14 protein-coding genes and 2 pseudogenes are annotated in these 16,363 nt (G+C 62.6%); 13 read left to right on the plus strand and 3 right to left on the minus strand.

Going from position 1 to position 16,363, the window contains the following annotated elements:
- Positions 1-22: 22 nt before the first annotated feature.
- The 3 genes from CWO89_RS09250 to ugpB all read right to left on the minus strand — a co-directional run bounded on the left by CWO89_RS09250 (position 23) and on the right by ugpB (position 4,251).
- Positions 23-1,642: an ABC transporter substrate-binding protein gene (locus CWO89_RS09250; protein ID WP_130578319.1), complete on the minus strand. Its 1,620-nt coding sequence runs from the start codon at positions 1,640-1,642 to the stop codon at positions 23-25.
- A 228-nt stretch (positions 1,643-1,870) separates the two neighbouring features.
- Positions 1,871-2,824: an aminoglycoside phosphotransferase family protein gene (locus CWO89_RS09255; protein ID WP_130578320.1), complete on the minus strand. Its 954-nt coding sequence runs from the start codon at positions 2,822-2,824 to the stop codon at positions 1,871-1,873.
- Between the two features lie 116 nt (positions 2,825-2,940).
- Positions 2,941-4,251, minus strand: coding sequence for a sn-glycerol-3-phosphate ABC transporter substrate-binding protein UgpB (gene ugpB / locus CWO89_RS09260; RefSeq protein WP_130578321.1), 1,311 nt, complete (start codon positions 4,249-4,251; stop codon positions 2,941-2,943).
- A 254-nt stretch (positions 4,252-4,505) separates the two neighbouring features.
- On the opposite strand from ugpB, the gene CWO89_RS09265 reads away from it, so the two are divergent.
- The 13 genes and pseudogenes from CWO89_RS09265 to CWO89_RS09325 form a co-directional block, all read left to right on the plus strand.
- Entirely contained in the window at positions 4,506-5,465 is a 960-nt protein-coding gene (locus tag CWO89_RS09265; RefSeq protein ID WP_130578322.1) for a TRAP transporter substrate-binding protein, read from the plus strand.
- Between the two features lie 85 nt (positions 5,466-5,550).
- On the plus strand, positions 5,551-7,578 hold the full coding sequence (locus tag CWO89_RS09270; protein WP_165421068.1) for a sensor histidine kinase: 2,028 nt from the start codon (positions 5,551-5,553) through the stop codon (positions 7,576-7,578).
- Positions 7,548-9,293, plus strand: a complete 1,746-nt coding sequence (locus CWO89_RS09275) for an ATP-binding response regulator (RefSeq protein WP_130578323.1) — start codon at positions 7,548-7,550, stop codon at positions 9,291-9,293. The genes CWO89_RS09270 and CWO89_RS09275 overlap by 31 nt, the downstream gene beginning before the upstream one ends.
- On the plus strand, positions 9,290-10,027 hold the full coding sequence (locus tag CWO89_RS09280; protein WP_130578324.1) for a response regulator: 738 nt from the start codon (positions 9,290-9,292) through the stop codon (positions 10,025-10,027). Before CWO89_RS09275 ends, CWO89_RS09280 begins: the two co-directional genes overlap by 4 nt.
- A 260-nt stretch (positions 10,028-10,287) precedes the next feature.
- Positions 10,288-10,899 carry a sigma-70 family RNA polymerase sigma factor gene (locus CWO89_RS09285; protein WP_130578325.1) on the plus strand — a complete coding sequence of 204 codons (612 nt, stop codon included), beginning with the start codon at positions 10,288-10,290 and terminating at the stop codon, positions 10,897-10,899.
- A 167-nt stretch (positions 10,900-11,066) separates the two neighbouring features.
- On the plus strand, positions 11,067-11,246 hold the full coding sequence (locus tag CWO89_RS09290) for a hypothetical protein (RefSeq protein WP_130578326.1): 180 nt from the start codon (positions 11,067-11,069) through the stop codon (positions 11,244-11,246).
- Positions 11,247-11,480: 234 nt separating this feature from the next.
- Positions 11,481-12,181: pseudogene (locus CWO89_RS49445) on the plus strand (cytochrome c biogenesis CcdA family protein).
- 24 nt (positions 12,182-12,205) lie between these two features.
- On the plus strand, positions 12,206-12,751 hold the full coding sequence (locus CWO89_RS09300; protein WP_394566086.1) for a thioredoxin family protein: 546 nt from the start codon (positions 12,206-12,208) through the stop codon (positions 12,749-12,751).
- A 152-nt stretch (positions 12,752-12,903) separates the two neighbouring features.
- Positions 12,904-14,310 (plus strand): cytochrome ubiquinol oxidase subunit I, encoded by a 1,407-nt coding sequence (locus CWO89_RS09305; protein ID WP_130578328.1) that lies wholly within the window; start codon positions 12,904-12,906, stop codon positions 14,308-14,310.
- Positions 14,307-15,311 carry a cytochrome d ubiquinol oxidase subunit II gene (gene cydB / locus CWO89_RS09310; RefSeq protein WP_130578329.1) on the plus strand — a complete coding sequence of 335 codons (1,005 nt, stop codon included), beginning with the start codon at positions 14,307-14,309 and terminating at the stop codon, positions 15,309-15,311. Before CWO89_RS09305 ends, cydB begins: the two co-directional genes overlap by 4 nt.
- Complete coding sequence (locus tag CWO89_RS09315; RefSeq protein WP_130578330.1) at positions 15,311-15,439, plus strand: DUF2474 domain-containing protein; 129 nt, start codon at positions 15,311-15,313, stop codon at positions 15,437-15,439. Before cydB ends, CWO89_RS09315 begins: the two co-directional genes overlap by 1 nt.
- 159 nt (positions 15,440-15,598) lie before the next feature.
- Complete coding sequence (locus CWO89_RS09320; RefSeq protein WP_130578331.1) at positions 15,599-16,192, plus strand: L,D-transpeptidase; 594 nt, start codon at positions 15,599-15,601, stop codon at positions 16,190-16,192.
- A gap of 58 nt (positions 16,193-16,250) precedes the next feature.
- Positions 16,251-16,363, plus strand: a pseudogene (locus CWO89_RS09325) (amino acid ABC transporter substrate-binding protein); the annotation flags it as partial.

The raw sequence follows: 16,363 nt of genomic DNA on the forward strand, positions 1-16,363 counted from the left end.
GCGCGCCCTCCCTGCTCGTTCGCTACCCCTTCGCCATCGCGCGATAGTCGAGGCGGCGGTGGAACCAGTACTGATAGCCGGAGATATTCTTCTGCATCGCCACGTTGACGAAGGGCTGATACAGCGGAATGCGCGGCACTTCCGCGAAGGCGAGATCGACGAAACCCTTGACGTCGGTGTCGTAGGCCGCGGTGTCGCCGATCGCGGCAGCCTTGCGGGCGCCGTCGATGAACCTGTCCATCTCCGGCGACTTGTAGCTCATGGTGTTGAACACGGAATTGTTGCCGTGATAGCACCAGTAGAAGAAGTACTCGGGATAATCGAGCCAGCCCGAGAACACATTGGTGAACAGCGGCATCTCCTTCTTGTTCAGCTCGGTGCGCCAGTTGGCGCCGGGCACCTTGTTGATGGTGGTCTTGATGCCGATCTGCGCCAGGCTTTCCTGCACCAGCACGCAGAGCGGTTCGTTGACGCCCGCAAAATTCAGATCGAAGGAGATCGTGGTCTCGAAGCCGTTGGGATAGCCGGCCTCCGCCAGCAACGCCTTGGCCTTCTCGATGTCGGTGAAATATTTGTGCGGCTGCGGCCAGGCGACCTCGGTCGGCTTGTCCTTGGGCGCGCCGAACATCGGGTTGGCAAGCCCGAACAGCACCGCGTCCATGATCTTCTGATAGGGAATCGCGTAGGCCACGGCCTGCCGCACCTTCAGATTATCGAACGGCGGCTTGGTCACGTTCATGCCGATATACTGGATGCCGTTGGAGAACGGCAGCGACACCACGTCGAGCTTGCCGTTCGCCTTCATCTCCTGGAAATCCTTGAACGGCAGCTCATAGGAGATGTCGGCGTCGCCGCGCTCCAGCAGCGCGCGGCGGTTGCCGGCCTGCGGCACCATGCGCCAGATCACGCGCTTGATCTTCGGCATGGGTCCGCCGACCCAGGCGTCGTTGCGCTCCATGATCACTTCGGTGCCGGCGGTCCATTTCGTCACCTTGTAGGCGCCGGAGCCCGCGGTCTGCTGCTTGGTGTATTCGAGGCCCCAAGGATCTTTTTCAGAGGCGTTCTTCTTCACCAATTCGGAGTTGACGACGCAGGGCACGATGACGGCGAGATCGGGGATCGTCAGCCGGTCCTTGGTGGCGAAATCGACCCGCACCGTGGAATCGTCGACGATGACGAACTGCTCGGGCTTGGTCAGCGAGCCCGCACTCATCTGGAAGGTCGGGAAGCCGCCGACGCTGACCGCGCGATCGAGCGACCATTTGACGTCCTTCGCCGTCACTGGCGCGCCGTCGTGGAATTTGGCGTTCTTCTTCAATTTGAAGGTGACGGACATGTCGCCGACATTCATGTCGTCGGCCAGTTCACCCTTGAACCTGTCGCGGTCGTAATAGGGCACGCCGCCCGGGCCGCTCTTCATCTCGTGGGCGATCAGGCGGTCGTAGCAATTCCAGGACACTTCATAGCCGGGCACATTGGTGCCGACGCCATGGATGTCGAGATTGTTCGGGCCGCCCTCGGAAACGATCAATAGCGTCTCCGAGCGCGCATCGGCCTTGGCCGGCGACCAGATCGCGGGCGCAGGCACCATCGCGCTAGCGGCTAATCCGGACGCGGACTTCAGGAAATCGCGACGTTTCATGGGTGATGCTCCAACGCCCCTGGGAAATGGCGTGGAACAGGTTCGCAAGGTTTGTGCCAAGCCTTAATGGAACGTTAGCGTACGCCCAAGTCGTTGATTTAACTTTCGAATATCAAGAACGGCAAGTTCAAACGCTGCGATCGATCGTCACCCTATTGCATACAAATCGGCATATTTGCTCACTGATTAAGCTGTTAATTTTGAACGCCCGTTTGTTAGGCGAGCCATTTATGTGGCCCAAATCAGCTCTTGCAGTTCCAGGAGATCGTCAGCCTTCGCTTGCCAGCCGTCGATGCAGATGTGCCGGTTCAGGTCGCTCGCGCGGTGCAACAGCATCAAGGCCATCAGCCGCCGCTTCAGCGCGAAATCGATGTCGCTGCGGGAATATCCGAAGCCTTCGAGCAGGCTCAGCACGCGGCGCGGCCGGCCCGCGGCCATGAATGCGCCGGGGCCGAGCAGGTCGTAGTCGCGCCATCCTGCCAGCACATCGCCGAAATCGATCAATCCGCAAAGGTGCCAGCGGCCGTTACGCTGCGTCAGCATGAAGTTTTGCGGGATGTATTCGCCGGTGAGGATGACCGGCGGTTCGTGCATCGGGATCAGCTCGGCGGCGTCGCGCAAGAGATCATCGAGCCCGTCGAGGAATTTTCGCGCCAGCCCCAGCCGCTCGTGCCTGGCACGACAGCCTTCCATCTGGCTCTGCATGAACACGTCCCAGCGCGGCTCGATTTCAAGCAGCGGGCCCGGCGGCACGCGCTGAACATCGGCAATGGTCTCGCCGATCTCGGCGAGCACGCGTTCCTTGTCGGGTTCGGGTAGCGAGGGCCACAGCTCCGCACCCAGGACACCCGACACGCGCGTGATGATCAGATAGGGCCACCGGTCGCGCTCGCCTTCGGCGATGATCTCCGGAATCGGAATCTTGACCCGCCCGCAAAGCTGCGCGAGCGACCCGCGCTCGGATACGAACTGCGCCCGCAGCACCGGCGGGAATATCTTCAGGATGAGATCATCACCGAGTCCAACGACGAGGTTGGTGCCGGTTGTGAAGACGTGAGGCGACGTGGAGGCAAATCCGTGGCTGCGGGCGATATCGATCGCGACCGGCAGCCAGCGCGATGGGTCAGCACGCCAGGTGCGAAAGGCTTCGTAGTCGGTGAAGGCGGGTAATGACCGCGTCATGAATTTGCGCCACGACGTCATTGCGAGGAGCGATGCGACGAAGCAATCCATTTCGACCCGCGCGGAGAAATGGATTGCTTCGCTTCGCTCGCAATGACGGTTGGCGAGACCAATTTCTACCTGTCCGGATTGGCGCGCTCGAACTGGCGCAGCAGCCGGTTACCGCGTTCGACGGCCAAATCGAGCGCGGCCTGCGGCGACTGCTTGCCGGAAAAGGCCTGCTCGAGCTCCTCATCGATGACACCGCGGATCAGCACGAAGGAGCCGAGCCGGATACCTTTCGAGTTCTCGGTCGGCGGCTTCAGCGTCAATTGCTCGATCCCGATCGCCGCGCCGGGGTTGTGGTCGTAGAAACCCTGCGAGCGCGTGAGCTCGTAAGCTGCGCGGGTGATCGGCAGATAGCCGGTTGCCTGGTGCCAGGCGGCCTGCACCTCCGGCTTCGACAAATAGGCGAAGAACTTCGCAACGCCTGCATATTCGGCCCGCGGGCGATCGCGCAGCACCCATAGCGTGGCGCCGCCGATGATGCTGTTCTGCGGCGCGCCGGTGACGTCCGGCCAATAGGGCAGCATGCCGTAGCCGACCTCGAATTTCGAGTTGGCCTTGATATCGGCGCTGGTGCCGGACGAGCCGATGAAAATGCCGCATTCGCCCTTCTGGAAGCGCGGCTCGGCCGCCTGCCCGCGACCGCTATAGTCGAACACCTTGGTGGCTTGCCATTCCACGAGCTGGGCGATGTGCTTCACCATCAGCGGATTGTTGAAGATGAGCTCCGCATCGAGCCCGCCGAAACCGTTGGCCTTGGTCGCGATCGGCACATTGTGAAAGGCTGAAAAATTCTCGACATTGATCCAGGATGGCCACGACGTGGTGAATCCGCAAGGAGCACCGGCCGCGCGCAACCGCTTTGCCGCCGCGCCGAGTTCGGGCCAGGTCTTGGGCGCCACCTCCGGGTCGAGGCCGGCGGCGCGAAACAGATCCTTGTTGTAATAGAGGATCGGCGTCGAGGCGTTGAACGGAAACGACAGCAGATTGCCGCTGAGGTCGGCGTAGTAGCTGGTCACGGTCGGCAGGTAGGCCGACGGCAGGAACGGCTCGGACTGGTCGCGCATCAGCTCGAACACCGGATAGATCGCGCCGCGAGCCGCCATCATGGTGGCGGTGGCGATCTCGTTGACCTGGACGATAGCGGGCTGGCTGCGCGAGCGGAAAGCGAAGATCGCCGCCGTGACCGTTTCGGTGTAGTTGCCCTTGTAGCTCGGCACGATCCGGTAGTCGGACTGGGACGCGTTAAAATCGGCAGCGAGCTTCTCGACCTGCTTGCCGAGTTCTCCCGACATCGCGTGCCACCACATGATCTCGGTCGCGGCATGCGCGGGAGATCCGAGCAGAGTGGCCGCAAGCGCCGCTGGGTATAGGAATCTCATAAACGATGTCACGGTGCGCCAATCCAGGCTTTCGCGCTTGAGAAGCAAAATCAAAATCACTTTTGCCCCTGATTAAGGCTGCGTCGTTACGGTTGCAATCCGGCAAAACGTCGGAATGGCCGATTAACCGTAGATCGTCGGATAGCTATCTTTCCGGCTTCTGCTAAAAAGTATTGAACCTTTTCTTCCTGCCACAGACCATATCACAAGGGGATTTGTAGCCTGTGTACCGCCGCGCCGGCCTTTCGCGGATCATGAAGCTTGTTGTCGCGCTGCTGCTGACGGCGGCCGCAACGGGTGCGGCTGCGCGCGAGTTTCGGGCTTCCGATACCCAGAGCGAGGACTATCCGACCGTCCAGGCGCTGCGTTACATGGGCAGCCTGGTGGAGGAGCGAAGCGGTGGCCGTCATCATGTGCGGGTGTTTCACTCACGGCAGCTTGGCGAGGAAAAAGAAACGCTGGAGCAGACGCGGGCGGGTGCGATCGACATCAACCGCACCAATGTGGCGCTGATCGGCGCCATGGTGCCCGCGGCCAACGTGCTGGCGATGCCCTTCCTGTTCCGCTCGGTTGAACATTTGCAGAAGGTGCTGGATGGCCCCATCGGCAACGAGATCCTCAACTCATTCGAGGCCTACGGATTCGTCGGCTTGGCCTTCTATGATTCGGGCGCGCGCTCGATCTACAACAGCGCCCGTCCGATCCGTTCGCTCGACGACCTCAAGGGCCTGCGGATTCGGGTCCAGCAGTCGCAGCAGATGTCGGACATGATCCGCGCGCTCGGCGCCGAACCGGTCGAGCTGCCCTACGGGCAGGTCAAGACCGGCCTTGCCACTGGATTGATCGACGGCGCCGAGAACAACTGGCCGTCTTTCATCACCGCCGATCACTACAAGTTCGCAGGCTTCTATACGCTGACCGAACATACGATGAGCCCGGAAGTGCTGGTGATGTCGCAAAAGGCGTGGGCGAGCCTGTCGGTCGAAGACCAGGCGCTTTTCCGCGAGGCTGCGAAGCGCTCCAGCACCTTCATGCGCGAGAAGTGGAAGGACCTCGACGAGCGCTCGCGCCAGCGGGCCGAAGCCGCAGGCGTGAAGATCGTCAGCGATTTCGACCGCAGGCCGCTCGAGGCGGCGATGGCAGGGCTCTACGCCAAAGCGCAGCGCGACCCCGCGATCGCGTCATTGATCGAGCGCATCCGCAAGGTGGAGTGAAGCAAGCTTGGCAGCGCCCGGACAGGATGGAGCAGTGGGACGGCAGGCGAGCCTCGCCGCGCGCGGCCGCGTGCACATCGTCCAGATGCTGCGGGCGGTGCCGATCCGCTGGCGCATCCTGTCGATCGCGCTGTTGAACTCGGCGGTCGTGGTGGTGCTGGCGGCATTGATCTGGAACGGCGCCACCGTGCTGCGCTCGGCCTGGGAGGACGTCCGGCAGGTCCGGGAATCCGACAAGATCCTGGCCAAGCTCGAAACCGAGACCAGCCGGCTGCAGAACCTGATCCACCGCTACATCAACCAGCCGAGCCCCGAGCTGTTCGCCGAGATCCTGCTGCTCCGCGAAGCCGTGCTCGGCACGCTGACCACGCGCGCCGCCACCGACCCGATGCTGTCAGGATCGGTGGAGCAGCTCGAGCGCGTCACCAGCCGCTTCCTGGACGGCTTCGGCGAACTGCGCGCCGTGCAGGCAAAGATCACCAAGACCTATGAGGAGCAGGTGCTCGGGCCGGCCAAGGACATGGCCGGTCTTTACTCCATCATCGAGGGCGCCACCGGCCATCGCGACGCGCTGATCTGGCCATCGCTCGGCAAATCCCGCGAGGCCTTCACCGCGATGCTGGTGGCGGCGAACGCCTATTATCTGTCGCTCTCGAGCACATCCGCCGAAGAGGCCCGCCGCAACACCGAGACGATCGAGAAGACGATCCCGGTCATGATCGACCTCGCCGACAACGACCTGCAGCGCCTGGCGCTGGCGCGGCTGAACAAGCGGACCGAAGCGTTGCGCGAGGGATTGGGAAAATTGACCGAGCAGCTCGCCAGCCGCACCGAGCTATTGCGCAATACCATCGACGCGAGCCAGGCCGACGCCATCGGCGTCATCGACGATCTCTCGATCAACATGCGCCAGCGCGAGCAGAAGGCGCAGGAAACCTTCGACCGGACGCTGTCGGACATTTCGCGCCGTGTGCTCTCGATCGCGGTGATCTTCCTCGGCATCATCGTTTCCGCGGGCGTCCTGATCGCGCTCTCGATCCGCCTGCCGCTGCAGCAGATCATGGCCTCGATGCACGCCATCACGTCGGGCAATTACGATCGCCGCGTGCTGGGCACCGATGCCAAGGACGAGGTCGGCGCGATGGCGCGCGCGGTGGAAGTGTTCCGCGAGAATGCGATCGCCAAGCGCCAGGCCGAAGACGAATTGCGCGCCGCCAAGGAACGGGCCGAGAGCGCGCTGCTCGAACTCAATACGGCCCAACAGAACCTGATCGATGCGGAGCGGCTGGCGGCGCTCGGCGGCCTGGTTGCCGGCGTCGCCCATGAGGTGAACAATCCGATCGGCATCAGCCTGACGGTGGCCTCGAGCTTTGCGCGCCGCACCGAGATATTCGAGCACGAGCTGAAATCAGAACAGTTGCGCCGCTCCAAGCTCGACGAATTCGTGAAGAGCTCGCGCGATGCCGCGCAGCAGCTCGTCGCCAACCTGCAGCGTGCGGGCGAACTGATCCAGTCGTTCAAGCAGGTGGCGGTCGATCGCTCGCATGCCGAGCGCCGCCAGTTTTCCTTGAGCGAAGCGACCGACCAGATCGTCGCCAGCCTGCGGCCGGTGCTGAAGAAAGCCGCGATCGCCCTGACCGTCGACGTGCCGGAAGGCCTGATGATCGACGGCTATCCCGGCTCCTACGGACAAATTTTAACCAATCTTTTCCTTAACGCCGTCAATCATGCCTTCGCCGACCGGCGATCGGGGACGATCACGATTTCAGCGCGGGCCCGCGGCAGCGACGACATCGAGATCATCTTCGCCGACAACGGCGCCGGCATGACGCCGGACGTGCAGCGCCAGGCGTTCGATCCATTCTTCACCACCCGGCGCAATGAAGGCGGCACCGGCCTGGGCTTGCATATTGTCTATAATCTTGTCACCCAACAGCTCGGCGGCCGCATGGTGCTGGAGTCAAGGCCGGGACAAGGCACCACTTTTCGCATTATCATGCCGAGAATCGCCAAGGGTCAGCCAACGGGTCAGCCAACGGGTCAGCCCACGATCGCGGACCAAGCCAATGACGGAACTGCTCAATGGCCGAACAGGACGATGTCCTCCACCTGATCGACGACACCGGGGTCACACCGGAGGATTCGTCCGCGCGAAAATGGAAGGTAGCAGTCATCGACGACGATGCTGCGGTGCATGAAGGCACCCGCTTCGCGCTGTCCGACTACAGCCTGAACGGGGCCACGCTGGAGATCCTGTCGGCCTATTCTGCGGCGGAAGGTCGCAAGCTGATGCGGGAGCATCCGGACATCGCCGCCGTCCTGCTCGACGTCATCATGGAGACCGACGTCGCAGGGCTCGAACTCGTCGAATATATCCGCAACGAGATCAAGAACGAGACCGTCCGCATCATCCTGCGCACCGGACAGCCGGGCCAGGCGCCGGAGCGGCGGGTGATCGTCCAGTACGACATCAACGACTACAAGGCCAAGACCGAGCTCACGGCCGACAAGCTGTTCACCTCGTTGACGGCAGCGCTGCGCAGCTACCAGCAGCTCGAGCGCATGGTGCAGACCAGGCGCGGGCTCGAGATCATCATCGACGCCGCCTCCACACTCTACGACTTCAAATCGATGCAGCGGCTCGCCGAGGGCGTGCTGACCCAGCTCGCCTCGCTGCTCAATGTCGAATGCGCCGGCATCCTGGTGCTGCGCGATGACGGCGCCGGCAGCGAATTGTCGGTGCTGGCGGGCTCCGGCTGCTACAGCCGTTTCATCGGCACCACCAGCTCGAAATCGCTCGACCCTGATCTGCGCGAGATGGTGGAAGCCGCCTTCCAGCGTCGCAAGAACGAATTCGCCGACCACCGCAGCGTGCTCTATTTGCGCACCGGCAGCGGCCGCGAAGTCGTGGTGCTCCTGCAGGCGGAGCGCCAGCTCTCCGACACCGACCGCGCGCTGGTCGAGATCTTCAGTAGCCGCCTCTCGATCGCGTTCGACAACGTGATCCTCTACCAGCAGCTTCATGAGGCCAACACGCAGCTCGAGGACCGCGTCGCCCAGCGCACCCGCGCGCTGATGCAGGCCAACCGCCGGCTTTCGGCGCAATGGCTGAGGCTGCAGCGTGCCAACGGCTTCAAGAACGAGATCCTGGGCACGGTTGCACATGACCTCAAGAACCCGCTCGGCGTGATCCTCGGCCGCACCGAGATGCTCACCGAATTGATCGGCGCCGGCTCGCCAAGGGAAGCGGTCGCGACCCAGGTCGAGCACATCAGGGATGCCACCAAGCGCCTGACATCGATGGTCGATCATCTGATCTCGGACGCGATGGCCGACGCCTTCGACATCACCATCCGCCGTGAACCGGTCGATGTCGCGGCTCTTATCAACGAGGTCGCCGAAGCGAACCTGCCGCTGGCGGTCAACAAGCAGCAGAGCATCTCGGTCTCCGCACCGCCGAATTTCGTGACCATGTGCGATGCCGACCGCATTCGCGAGGCGATCGACAATCTGGTCAGCAATGCCATCAAATACTCACCAATCGGCGGCAAGATCAGGGTGGTCGTCACCCATGAGGGCGACAACACGGTGATCCGGATCGCCGACGAGGGTGCCGGCCTCTCGCCGGAGGATTTGGGGCGCCTGTTCGGCCGGTTCCAGCGGCTGTCGGCCAAGCCGACCGCAGGCGAGAGCTCGACCGGGCTTGGACTTTCGATCGTCAAACGCATTATCGACATGCATGGCGGCCATGTAACTGCGCAGAGCCCCGGCCCCGGACAGGGCTCGATCTTTACGGTTACATTGCCGGCCACAGCAGAGACATCATGACCCAGAGCCCGCACATCATCATTGTTGATGACGAGGCACCGGCCCGCGAGATGGTCGGTGATTATCTGAAGATGCATGGCTTTGGCGTGACGTTGTGCGATGGCGGAAAGAGCCTGCGCAGCGTGATCGAGACCAACCATCCCGACCTCGTGGTGCTCGACCTCAACATGCCCGAGGAAGACGGGCTGTCGATCATCCGCGATCTCAAGAGCCGGATGAACGTGCCGGTCATCATGCTGACGGCGACCGCGAGCCCGATCGACCGCGTGGTCGGGCTTGAGCTCGGGGCCGACGATTACGTGGCAAAACCCTGCGAGCTGCGCGAATTGATGGCGCGGATCCGCTCGGTCCTGCGGCGGAGCACGCCGGCCAAAGCGGCCGCGCCCGAGACGACGGCCGCCAAGACCGAGAAGGAACAATTGGTCCGCTTCGGCACCAAATGGCTTGATCTGCAGGCGCAGGCGCTGCGCGACGACGAGGGCAACGAGCATCCGCTGACCGCATCCGAATTCGGGCTGCTGAAGGTGTTTGCGGCCAATCCGAAACGGGTGCTGTCGCGCGAGCGGCTGCTCGAACTGGCCAATGCGCGCGACGCCGAGGCCTTCGACCGCGCCGTCGACCTCCGGATCATGCGCATCCGCCGCAAGATCGAGATCGATCCGACCAAGCCCGCGGTCATCCGCACCATCCGCGGCGGCGGCTATCTGTTCTCACCAAGCGGCGAAAAGGCCTGATCTTCGCCCCTGCCCAATGACGGGGGCGCGCGAAAACGCGTCAGGCGCCGTTCGGTTCCGCCCGGTCCGCAACTTCCCGGCAATTTTCCGCGCATTGAAATTACTGGCATTTTTGCCCCGAATGTTTCGTCGCCCACGCCCCGACGAAACAATTCTCCTACGGATGAAACCATTTTCCGCTTTTCGCGCAGACATCCCGAAACCGTGGCTCATTAACAATTCTCCCAACGAAAGCCGCCAAGGCGAACTGGGAGCCTGTCATGTCGAACGTCGTCGCCATCAACGCTGCAGCCAACGATCATATCGCCGCTGCACGCCAGACATCCGACGAAATGCTGCTCGGCAAGATCGCCATAGGCGACCGCACGGCCATGCACGTGCTCTATTCCCGTCACAACGTCCGGGTCTACCGTTTCGTCCTCCGCATGGTCCGCGACACCACGGTGGCGGAAGATCTCGTGAGCCAGGTGTTCCTGGACGTCTGGCGCACCGCCGACCAGTTCGAAGGCCGCTCGCAGGTTTCCACGTGGCTGTTGTCGATCGCCCGCTTCAAGGCGTTGACCGCGCTGCGCCAGCGCCGGCACGAGGACATCGAACAGGAAGAAGTGCTCGACATCGTCGACGACGCCGATACGCCGGAAGCCGCGCTCGATCGCGCCACCACGAGCGAGATCCTGCGCGCCTGCGTCGCGAAGCTGTCGCCGGCGCACCGCGAGATCATCAACCTCGTCTATTATCACGAGAAGTCGGTGGAAGAGGCCGGCGAGATCATCGGCATTCCCCAGAGCACCGTGAAGACCCGCATGTTCTATGCCCGCAAGCAGTTGGCCGAGTTGCTGAGGTGCGCCGGCGTGGAAAGCCTCGCAGCGTGAAACAGCGATCGGGGAAGTCGTATGGAGGGTGAGAAATTGTAGGGATTGTTTTCGAAGCCAGAAAGCGGCGACGAAACAATTGAAACAATCGACGACATCACCTGGAAAAGCTCAGTCTCTATACGTTAACCATCGAACGCAACGCCAACGCCGAACAGGAGAACGACATGCTGAAGCCGTCCTTCCGCTTCTTCATCATCCCGCTCGGCGCAGTGGCTATGCTTGCAACACTATCGAGTCAGAGTGTGGCCCCGCGCGCGCAGCGCGATGCCGGTGTGACGCCGGTGCGCGAGCAAGTGATCGATTGCAGCACCAAGAGCGCCGCAGAAGTCTGCGAGATCAGGTAGCGAGTTTTTACGTCTTCAAGTTCTAACCTCCCAAGGACTACCTCCAACGACCCGGCCGGGATGCCCCCCAGCCGGGTCGCTTTGCTTTGCGGTCCGTACAATCGGCATGGAGGTCTCACACAGACGTGACCTCGCGCGAATGAGGCAGACGTAACGGCTGATCTCGTCGTCGCGAAGAACATCACACTGCCGGCGCAGGCATTGGGCGTGGCCGGTTGGCGATGGGCGGTTCTGATGCTGAATCTTGTTCTCGCGCTGCTCGCAGGTGTTGTCACCGTCGCGGCGCCTTGCACCCTGCCGATGCTGCCGATCCTGCTTGGGGCATCGGTGGGCCAGACCAGCAAGGCGCGGCCGGCGATGATCGCGCTCGGCTTTGTGATGTCATTCTCGATGGTGGCGTTGCTGCTGGGCGCGATCACGCGCGCCTTCGATTTCGATCCCAACGTGTTGCGAACCGGCGCCGCGATCCTCTTGCTCGGCTTTGGGCTGTTGATGATCTGGCCAGCGCCGTTCGAATGGCTGACGGTCCGAATTGCCGGTCTTGCCGCGGGCGGTTCGCCGGGCAACGCAACGCCATCGCAAAGCTGATCGGCGGCTTCGTGCTCGGCACCACGCTGGGGCTGGTATGGACGCCCTGCGCCGGGCCCGTGCTGGGCTCGATCCTGACCCTCGTGGCGACATCGAAAGATACCGGCTGGGCAAGTCTGCAGCTCGTCGTCTACGCCACCGGAGCGGCGATTCCAATGCTCGCTATCGCCTACGGCGGTCAGGCCGTCACGACTCGCGTCCGCAGCATCGCGCGAATCGCGCCGCGACTGCAGCAGGGCTTTGGCGTCGTCATCATCGCCTTCGCGGCCCTCTCCTACTTTCAATATGACACGCTGATCGTGGCGTGGCTGACCAGCTTCTATCCCAACGGCCAGATCGGCCTTTGACATCAGGAGGAAATGGAAATGATCATGCGCTCACTTGTATCCGCCCTGGTCGGCGCTGTTTGCCTGACCGGCATCACCGCTCCTCATATCGCCCGCGCGCAGGAGCCCGCGTTGAGGGTCGCGGCGACGCAACAGAACGCGCCGAATTTTGTCGGCATCAGCAAATGGTTCAATTCGCAGCCGCTCAACATCGCCGACCTGCGCGGCAAGGTGGTGCTGGTCGATTTCTGGACCTATGGCTGCGTAAACTGCGTCAACACGCTTCCCCATGTCGTCGCGCTCGACGCCAAGTACAGGAATCAAGGCCTCGTCGTGATTGGCGTCCATACGCCGGAATTTCCGTTCGAACGCTCGGCTTCCAACGTCCAGGCGGCGCTGAAACGCCACGGCATCACCTATCCGGTGGCACAGGACAATGAGTCGCAGACCTGGAATGCCTACCGCAACCAGTATTGGCCCGCGCAATACATCATCGACCAGAATGGAAATATCGTATTCCATCACGACGGCGAGGGACAGTACGAGCAGATTGACCGCACCATCGCCCGGCTGCTCAACGTCAACAGTTGAGCGCTTTTGCGAGGACCAAAGTACTATCGTCAAACCCGGCGTGCCAAGGTCCGCGCCGGGGTCGCTCGCTCTGCCTTGGTCATATTGACATGTTTTCACTACGATCGGACGCGTGATAACCTCATGTCGTAATTTACGATGGATAGCGCGTCATGTTCGAAGGCTGGGATGCGGTTGCGCTCGCCCGGGCGCAGTTTGCTTTCACGATGTCGTTTCACATCATATTCCCGGCCTTCTCGATCGGGCTCGCCAGCTACCTTGCGGTGCTCGAAGCGCTCTGGCTCTGGACCGGGCGCGAGGTCTTCATCAACCTGTTTCACTACTGGCTGAAGATCTTCGCGGTCGCATTCGGCATGGGCGTGGTGTCGGGCATCGTGATGTCCTACCAGTTTGGCACCAACTGGTCGGCCTTCTCCGACAAGACCGGGCCCGTCATCGGACCGCTGATGGCCTATGAGGTCCTGACCGCGTTTTTCCTTGAAGCAGGCTTCCTCGGGGTGATGCTGTTTGGGTTGAACCGCGTCGGTCCCCGGCTGCACTTTCTCGCAACCTTGATGGTCGCGATCGGCACACTGATCTCGGCATTCTGGATCCTCTCGTCCAATTCCTGGATGCAGACGCCGACCGGCTACGCCGTCAATGCGAGCGGCCAGTTCGTGGCCGCCGACTGGCTCAAGGTGGTCTTCAACCCGTCTTTTCCATATCGCCTCGTGCACATGGTGCTCGCGGCGTATCTGACCACCGCGCTCGTGGTCGGCGCGGTCGGCGCCTACCATCTGCTGCGTGACCAGCATCTCGCCGGCCCGCGCGTGATGTTCTCGATGGCGATGTGGATGGCGACTTTCGTGGCGCCAATCCAGATTCTGGCCGGGGACCAGCACGGGCTGAACACGCTGGAGCATCAGCCCGTGAAGATCATGGCGATGGAAGGCCACTACCAGAGCCACAAGGACGGCGCGCCGCTTATTCTGTTCGGATGGCCCAACCAGACGGCCGGCCGGATCGACTTCGCCGTCGAGATCCCCAAGCTCGGATCGGTGATCCTGAAGCATTCGCCGACCGCGCCGATGGCCGGCCTCGATACCGTGCCGCGCGAAAACTGGCCGCCGGTACCGATCACCTTCTGGTCGTTCCGCATCATGGTCGGGCTCGGCTTTCTGATGATGGGGCTCGGCCTGTTGAGCGCATGGATGCGCTGGCGCGGTCAGCTCTATTCCTCGCGCTTCCTGCACAGCTTCGCAATGCTGATGGGGCCGGCGGGCTTCATCGCGGTGCTGGCGGGCTGGATCACCACCGAGACCGGGCGGCAGCCATTCACGGTCTACGGCCTGCTGCGGACGGCCGATTCGGCTTCCCCGCTCGCTGCGCCTGCGGTCGGCTCTTCGCTGCTCGCTTTCGTCATCGTCTACTTCGCGGTGTTCACGGCGGGCGTGATCTATCTGCTCCGGCTGATGGCGGCGCCGCCACACCCGGGCGAAGCGGGGCCGCCGCGCGACGTACCCGCCCGCGCTGCCGGCATAACGCCGGCCGCTGCCGCGGCAGCGGAGAGCGCGTCATGATCGATCTTGCCATCGTCTGGGCCTTCATCATCGCCTTCGCGGTGTTCGTCTATATCGTCATGGACGGCTTCGATCTCGGCCTTGGCATCCTGTTTCCGCTGTTTCCAAGGAAGGCGGATCGCGACGTCATCATGAACAGCGTCGCGCCGGTCTGGGACGGCAACGAGACCTGGCTGGTGCTCGGCGGCGGCGGGCTGATGGCGGCGTTTCCGCTCGCCTATGCCGTGCTGATGCCGGCGCTCTATACGCCTGTCATCGCGATGCTGGTCGGCTTGATCTTCCGCGGGGTCGCATTCGAATTCCGCTGGCGCACCACGCAAAGGGAACGCAACCGCTGGGACGTCGCCTTTTTCGGCGGATCGCTGGTGGCGGCGCTGGCGCAGGGCGTTGCGCTCGGCGCCATCCTGCAGGGTGTGCATGTCGAGGGTCGGCAATATGCCGGCGGCTGGTGGGACTGGCTGACGCCGTTCAGCGTGCTGACCGGAATATCGGTGTTGGTGGGTTACGCGCTGTTGGGCGCGACCTGGCTGGTGATGAAGACGGAGGGCGCGCTGCGCGAGAAGGCCTATCAATTGAGTTGGGTATTGCTGTTCGCGATGCTCGGCGCGATCGTCGCCGTCAGCCTCGCAACCCCATTCCTCAGCGTGCAATATACCCAGCGCTGGTTCACTTGGCCGAACATCATCCTGACCGCGCCGGTGCCGCTTGCGGTGGCGGCCGTCACCGGGCTGCTGCTGCGCAGTCTTGCGAACAAATATGACTACCAGCCGTTCTTCCTGACGCTGGCGTTATTCTTGCTGTCCTATGCCGGCCTCGGCATCAGCATGTATCCCTATATCGTGCCGCAGAGCATCACGATCTGGGAGGCGGCCTCGCCCCCCAACAGCCAGATCTTCATGCTGGTCGGCGTTGCGATCCTGATTCCGCTGATCCTCGCCTACACGGGTTGGGCGTATTGGGTATTTCGCGGCAAGGTGCGGCCTGGGGGCGGGTATCACTGATGCCACGCGAGGAGAATCCACGCCCGCTCGCGAAGCGCCTGATCTGGTTCGCCGCGCTTTGGCTCGGCGGCGTCGGCACCGTGGCGTTGATTTCGTTCGGCCTGCGGCTTTGGATCGCACCGAAATAAGACGGCTCGGCTACAGCACCATAACGGAAATCGCAGGTATTCCAGCCAGCTACCTCCTTTGCCCCAAACTTGCCATCAAGCTGCCACTGAGATTTGATGCTTCCTGATTTGGGTGGAGCATCAATGCATTTGGCCCCGCGCCAACGAGGAGAGCTTTGTATGACGAAACTTCGTCACCTGATCTGGATGGTCATTGCCGCAGGCGGCCTGATGCTTTCGGCCTCGCAAAGCCAGGCCCAGGCGCCCGACGTCGGCGATCAGCCAGGCCTGGTCCCCGACGATAACGTCGAGCTCGATCCGGAATGGCGCAAGCAGGTGGTCTACTACCGCACCAACGAAGCGCCGGGAACCATCATCATTTCGACCAAGGAGCGCCATCTCTATCTGGTCCAGGGTAACGGCCGCGCCATCCGTTACGGTATCGGCGTCGGCCGCGAAGGCTTCCAGTGGCAGGGGCTCCTGAACATCACCCGCAAGGCGGAATGGCCGGACTGGACGCCGCCGCCGGAAATGATCGCACGCCAACCCTACCTGCCGCGCTTCATGGCCGGCGGCCCCGGCAACCCGCTCGGCGCCCGCGCGATGTATCTCGGCACCACCGTCTACCGCATCCACGGCACCAACCAGCCCAATACCATCGGCACTGCCATCTCCTCCGGCTGCTTCCGGCTGGTCAATGCTGATGTCGCCGACCTCTACGATCGCGTCCCCGTCGGCACCAAGGTGATCGTCCGGCAAAAGCCCGAACTGTAACCGTCTCTGCCTCCTTTCCTGACGCCCTATTTCCCTCATCATCTGGTGAAAATAAATGATGCGCACATTTCGAGGCGGCCTGCTGATCGGGCTCGCGGTCGCGGCCCTGGTTGCAGCCGCCGCCATCATCTATGAGCGATACGACACCAAGACTTTGAAGCGCACCGTTCG

It is taken from the genome of Bradyrhizobium sp. Leo170 (assembly GCF_004296405.1).
In the GTDB taxonomy this organism is placed as follows: domain Bacteria; phylum Pseudomonadota; class Alphaproteobacteria; order Rhizobiales; family Xanthobacteraceae; genus Bradyrhizobium.

Coding starts and splice junctions, on each gene's coding strand:
- CWO89_RS09250 (WP_130578319.1), bottom strand. CDS start 1,642: ATGAAACGTCGCGATTTCCTGAAGTCCGCGTCCGGATTAGCCGCTAGC.
- CWO89_RS09255 (WP_130578320.1), bottom strand. CDS start 2,824: ATGACGCGGTCATTACCCGCCTTCACCGACTACGAAGCCTTTCGCACC.
- ugpB (WP_130578321.1), bottom strand. CDS start 4,251: ATGAGATTCCTATACCCAGCGGCGCTTGCGGCCACTCTGCTCGGATCT.
- CWO89_RS09265 (WP_130578322.1), top strand. CDS start 4,506: ATGAAGCTTGTTGTCGCGCTGCTGCTGACGGCGGCCGCAACGGGTGCG.
- CWO89_RS09270 (WP_165421068.1), top strand. CDS start 5,551: ATGCTGCGGGCGGTGCCGATCCGCTGGCGCATCCTGTCGATCGCGCTG.
- CWO89_RS09275 (WP_130578323.1), top strand. CDS start 7,548: ATGGCCGAACAGGACGATGTCCTCCACCTGATCGACGACACCGGGGTC.
- CWO89_RS09280 (WP_130578324.1), top strand. CDS start 9,290: ATGACCCAGAGCCCGCACATCATCATTGTTGATGACGAGGCACCGGCC.
- CWO89_RS09285 (WP_130578325.1), top strand. CDS start 10,288: ATGTCGAACGTCGTCGCCATCAACGCTGCAGCCAACGATCATATCGCC.
- CWO89_RS09290 (WP_130578326.1), top strand. CDS start 11,067: ATGCTGAAGCCGTCCTTCCGCTTCTTCATCATCCCGCTCGGCGCAGTG.
- CWO89_RS09300 (WP_394566086.1), top strand. CDS start 12,206: ATGCGCTCACTTGTATCCGCCCTGGTCGGCGCTGTTTGCCTGACCGGC.
- CWO89_RS09305 (WP_130578328.1), top strand. CDS start 12,904: ATGTTCGAAGGCTGGGATGCGGTTGCGCTCGCCCGGGCGCAGTTTGCT.
- cydB (WP_130578329.1), top strand. CDS start 14,307: ATGATCGATCTTGCCATCGTCTGGGCCTTCATCATCGCCTTCGCGGTG.
- CWO89_RS09315 (WP_130578330.1), top strand. CDS start 15,311: ATGCCACGCGAGGAGAATCCACGCCCGCTCGCGAAGCGCCTGATCTGG.
- CWO89_RS09320 (WP_130578331.1), top strand. CDS start 15,599: ATGACGAAACTTCGTCACCTGATCTGGATGGTCATTGCCGCAGGCGGC.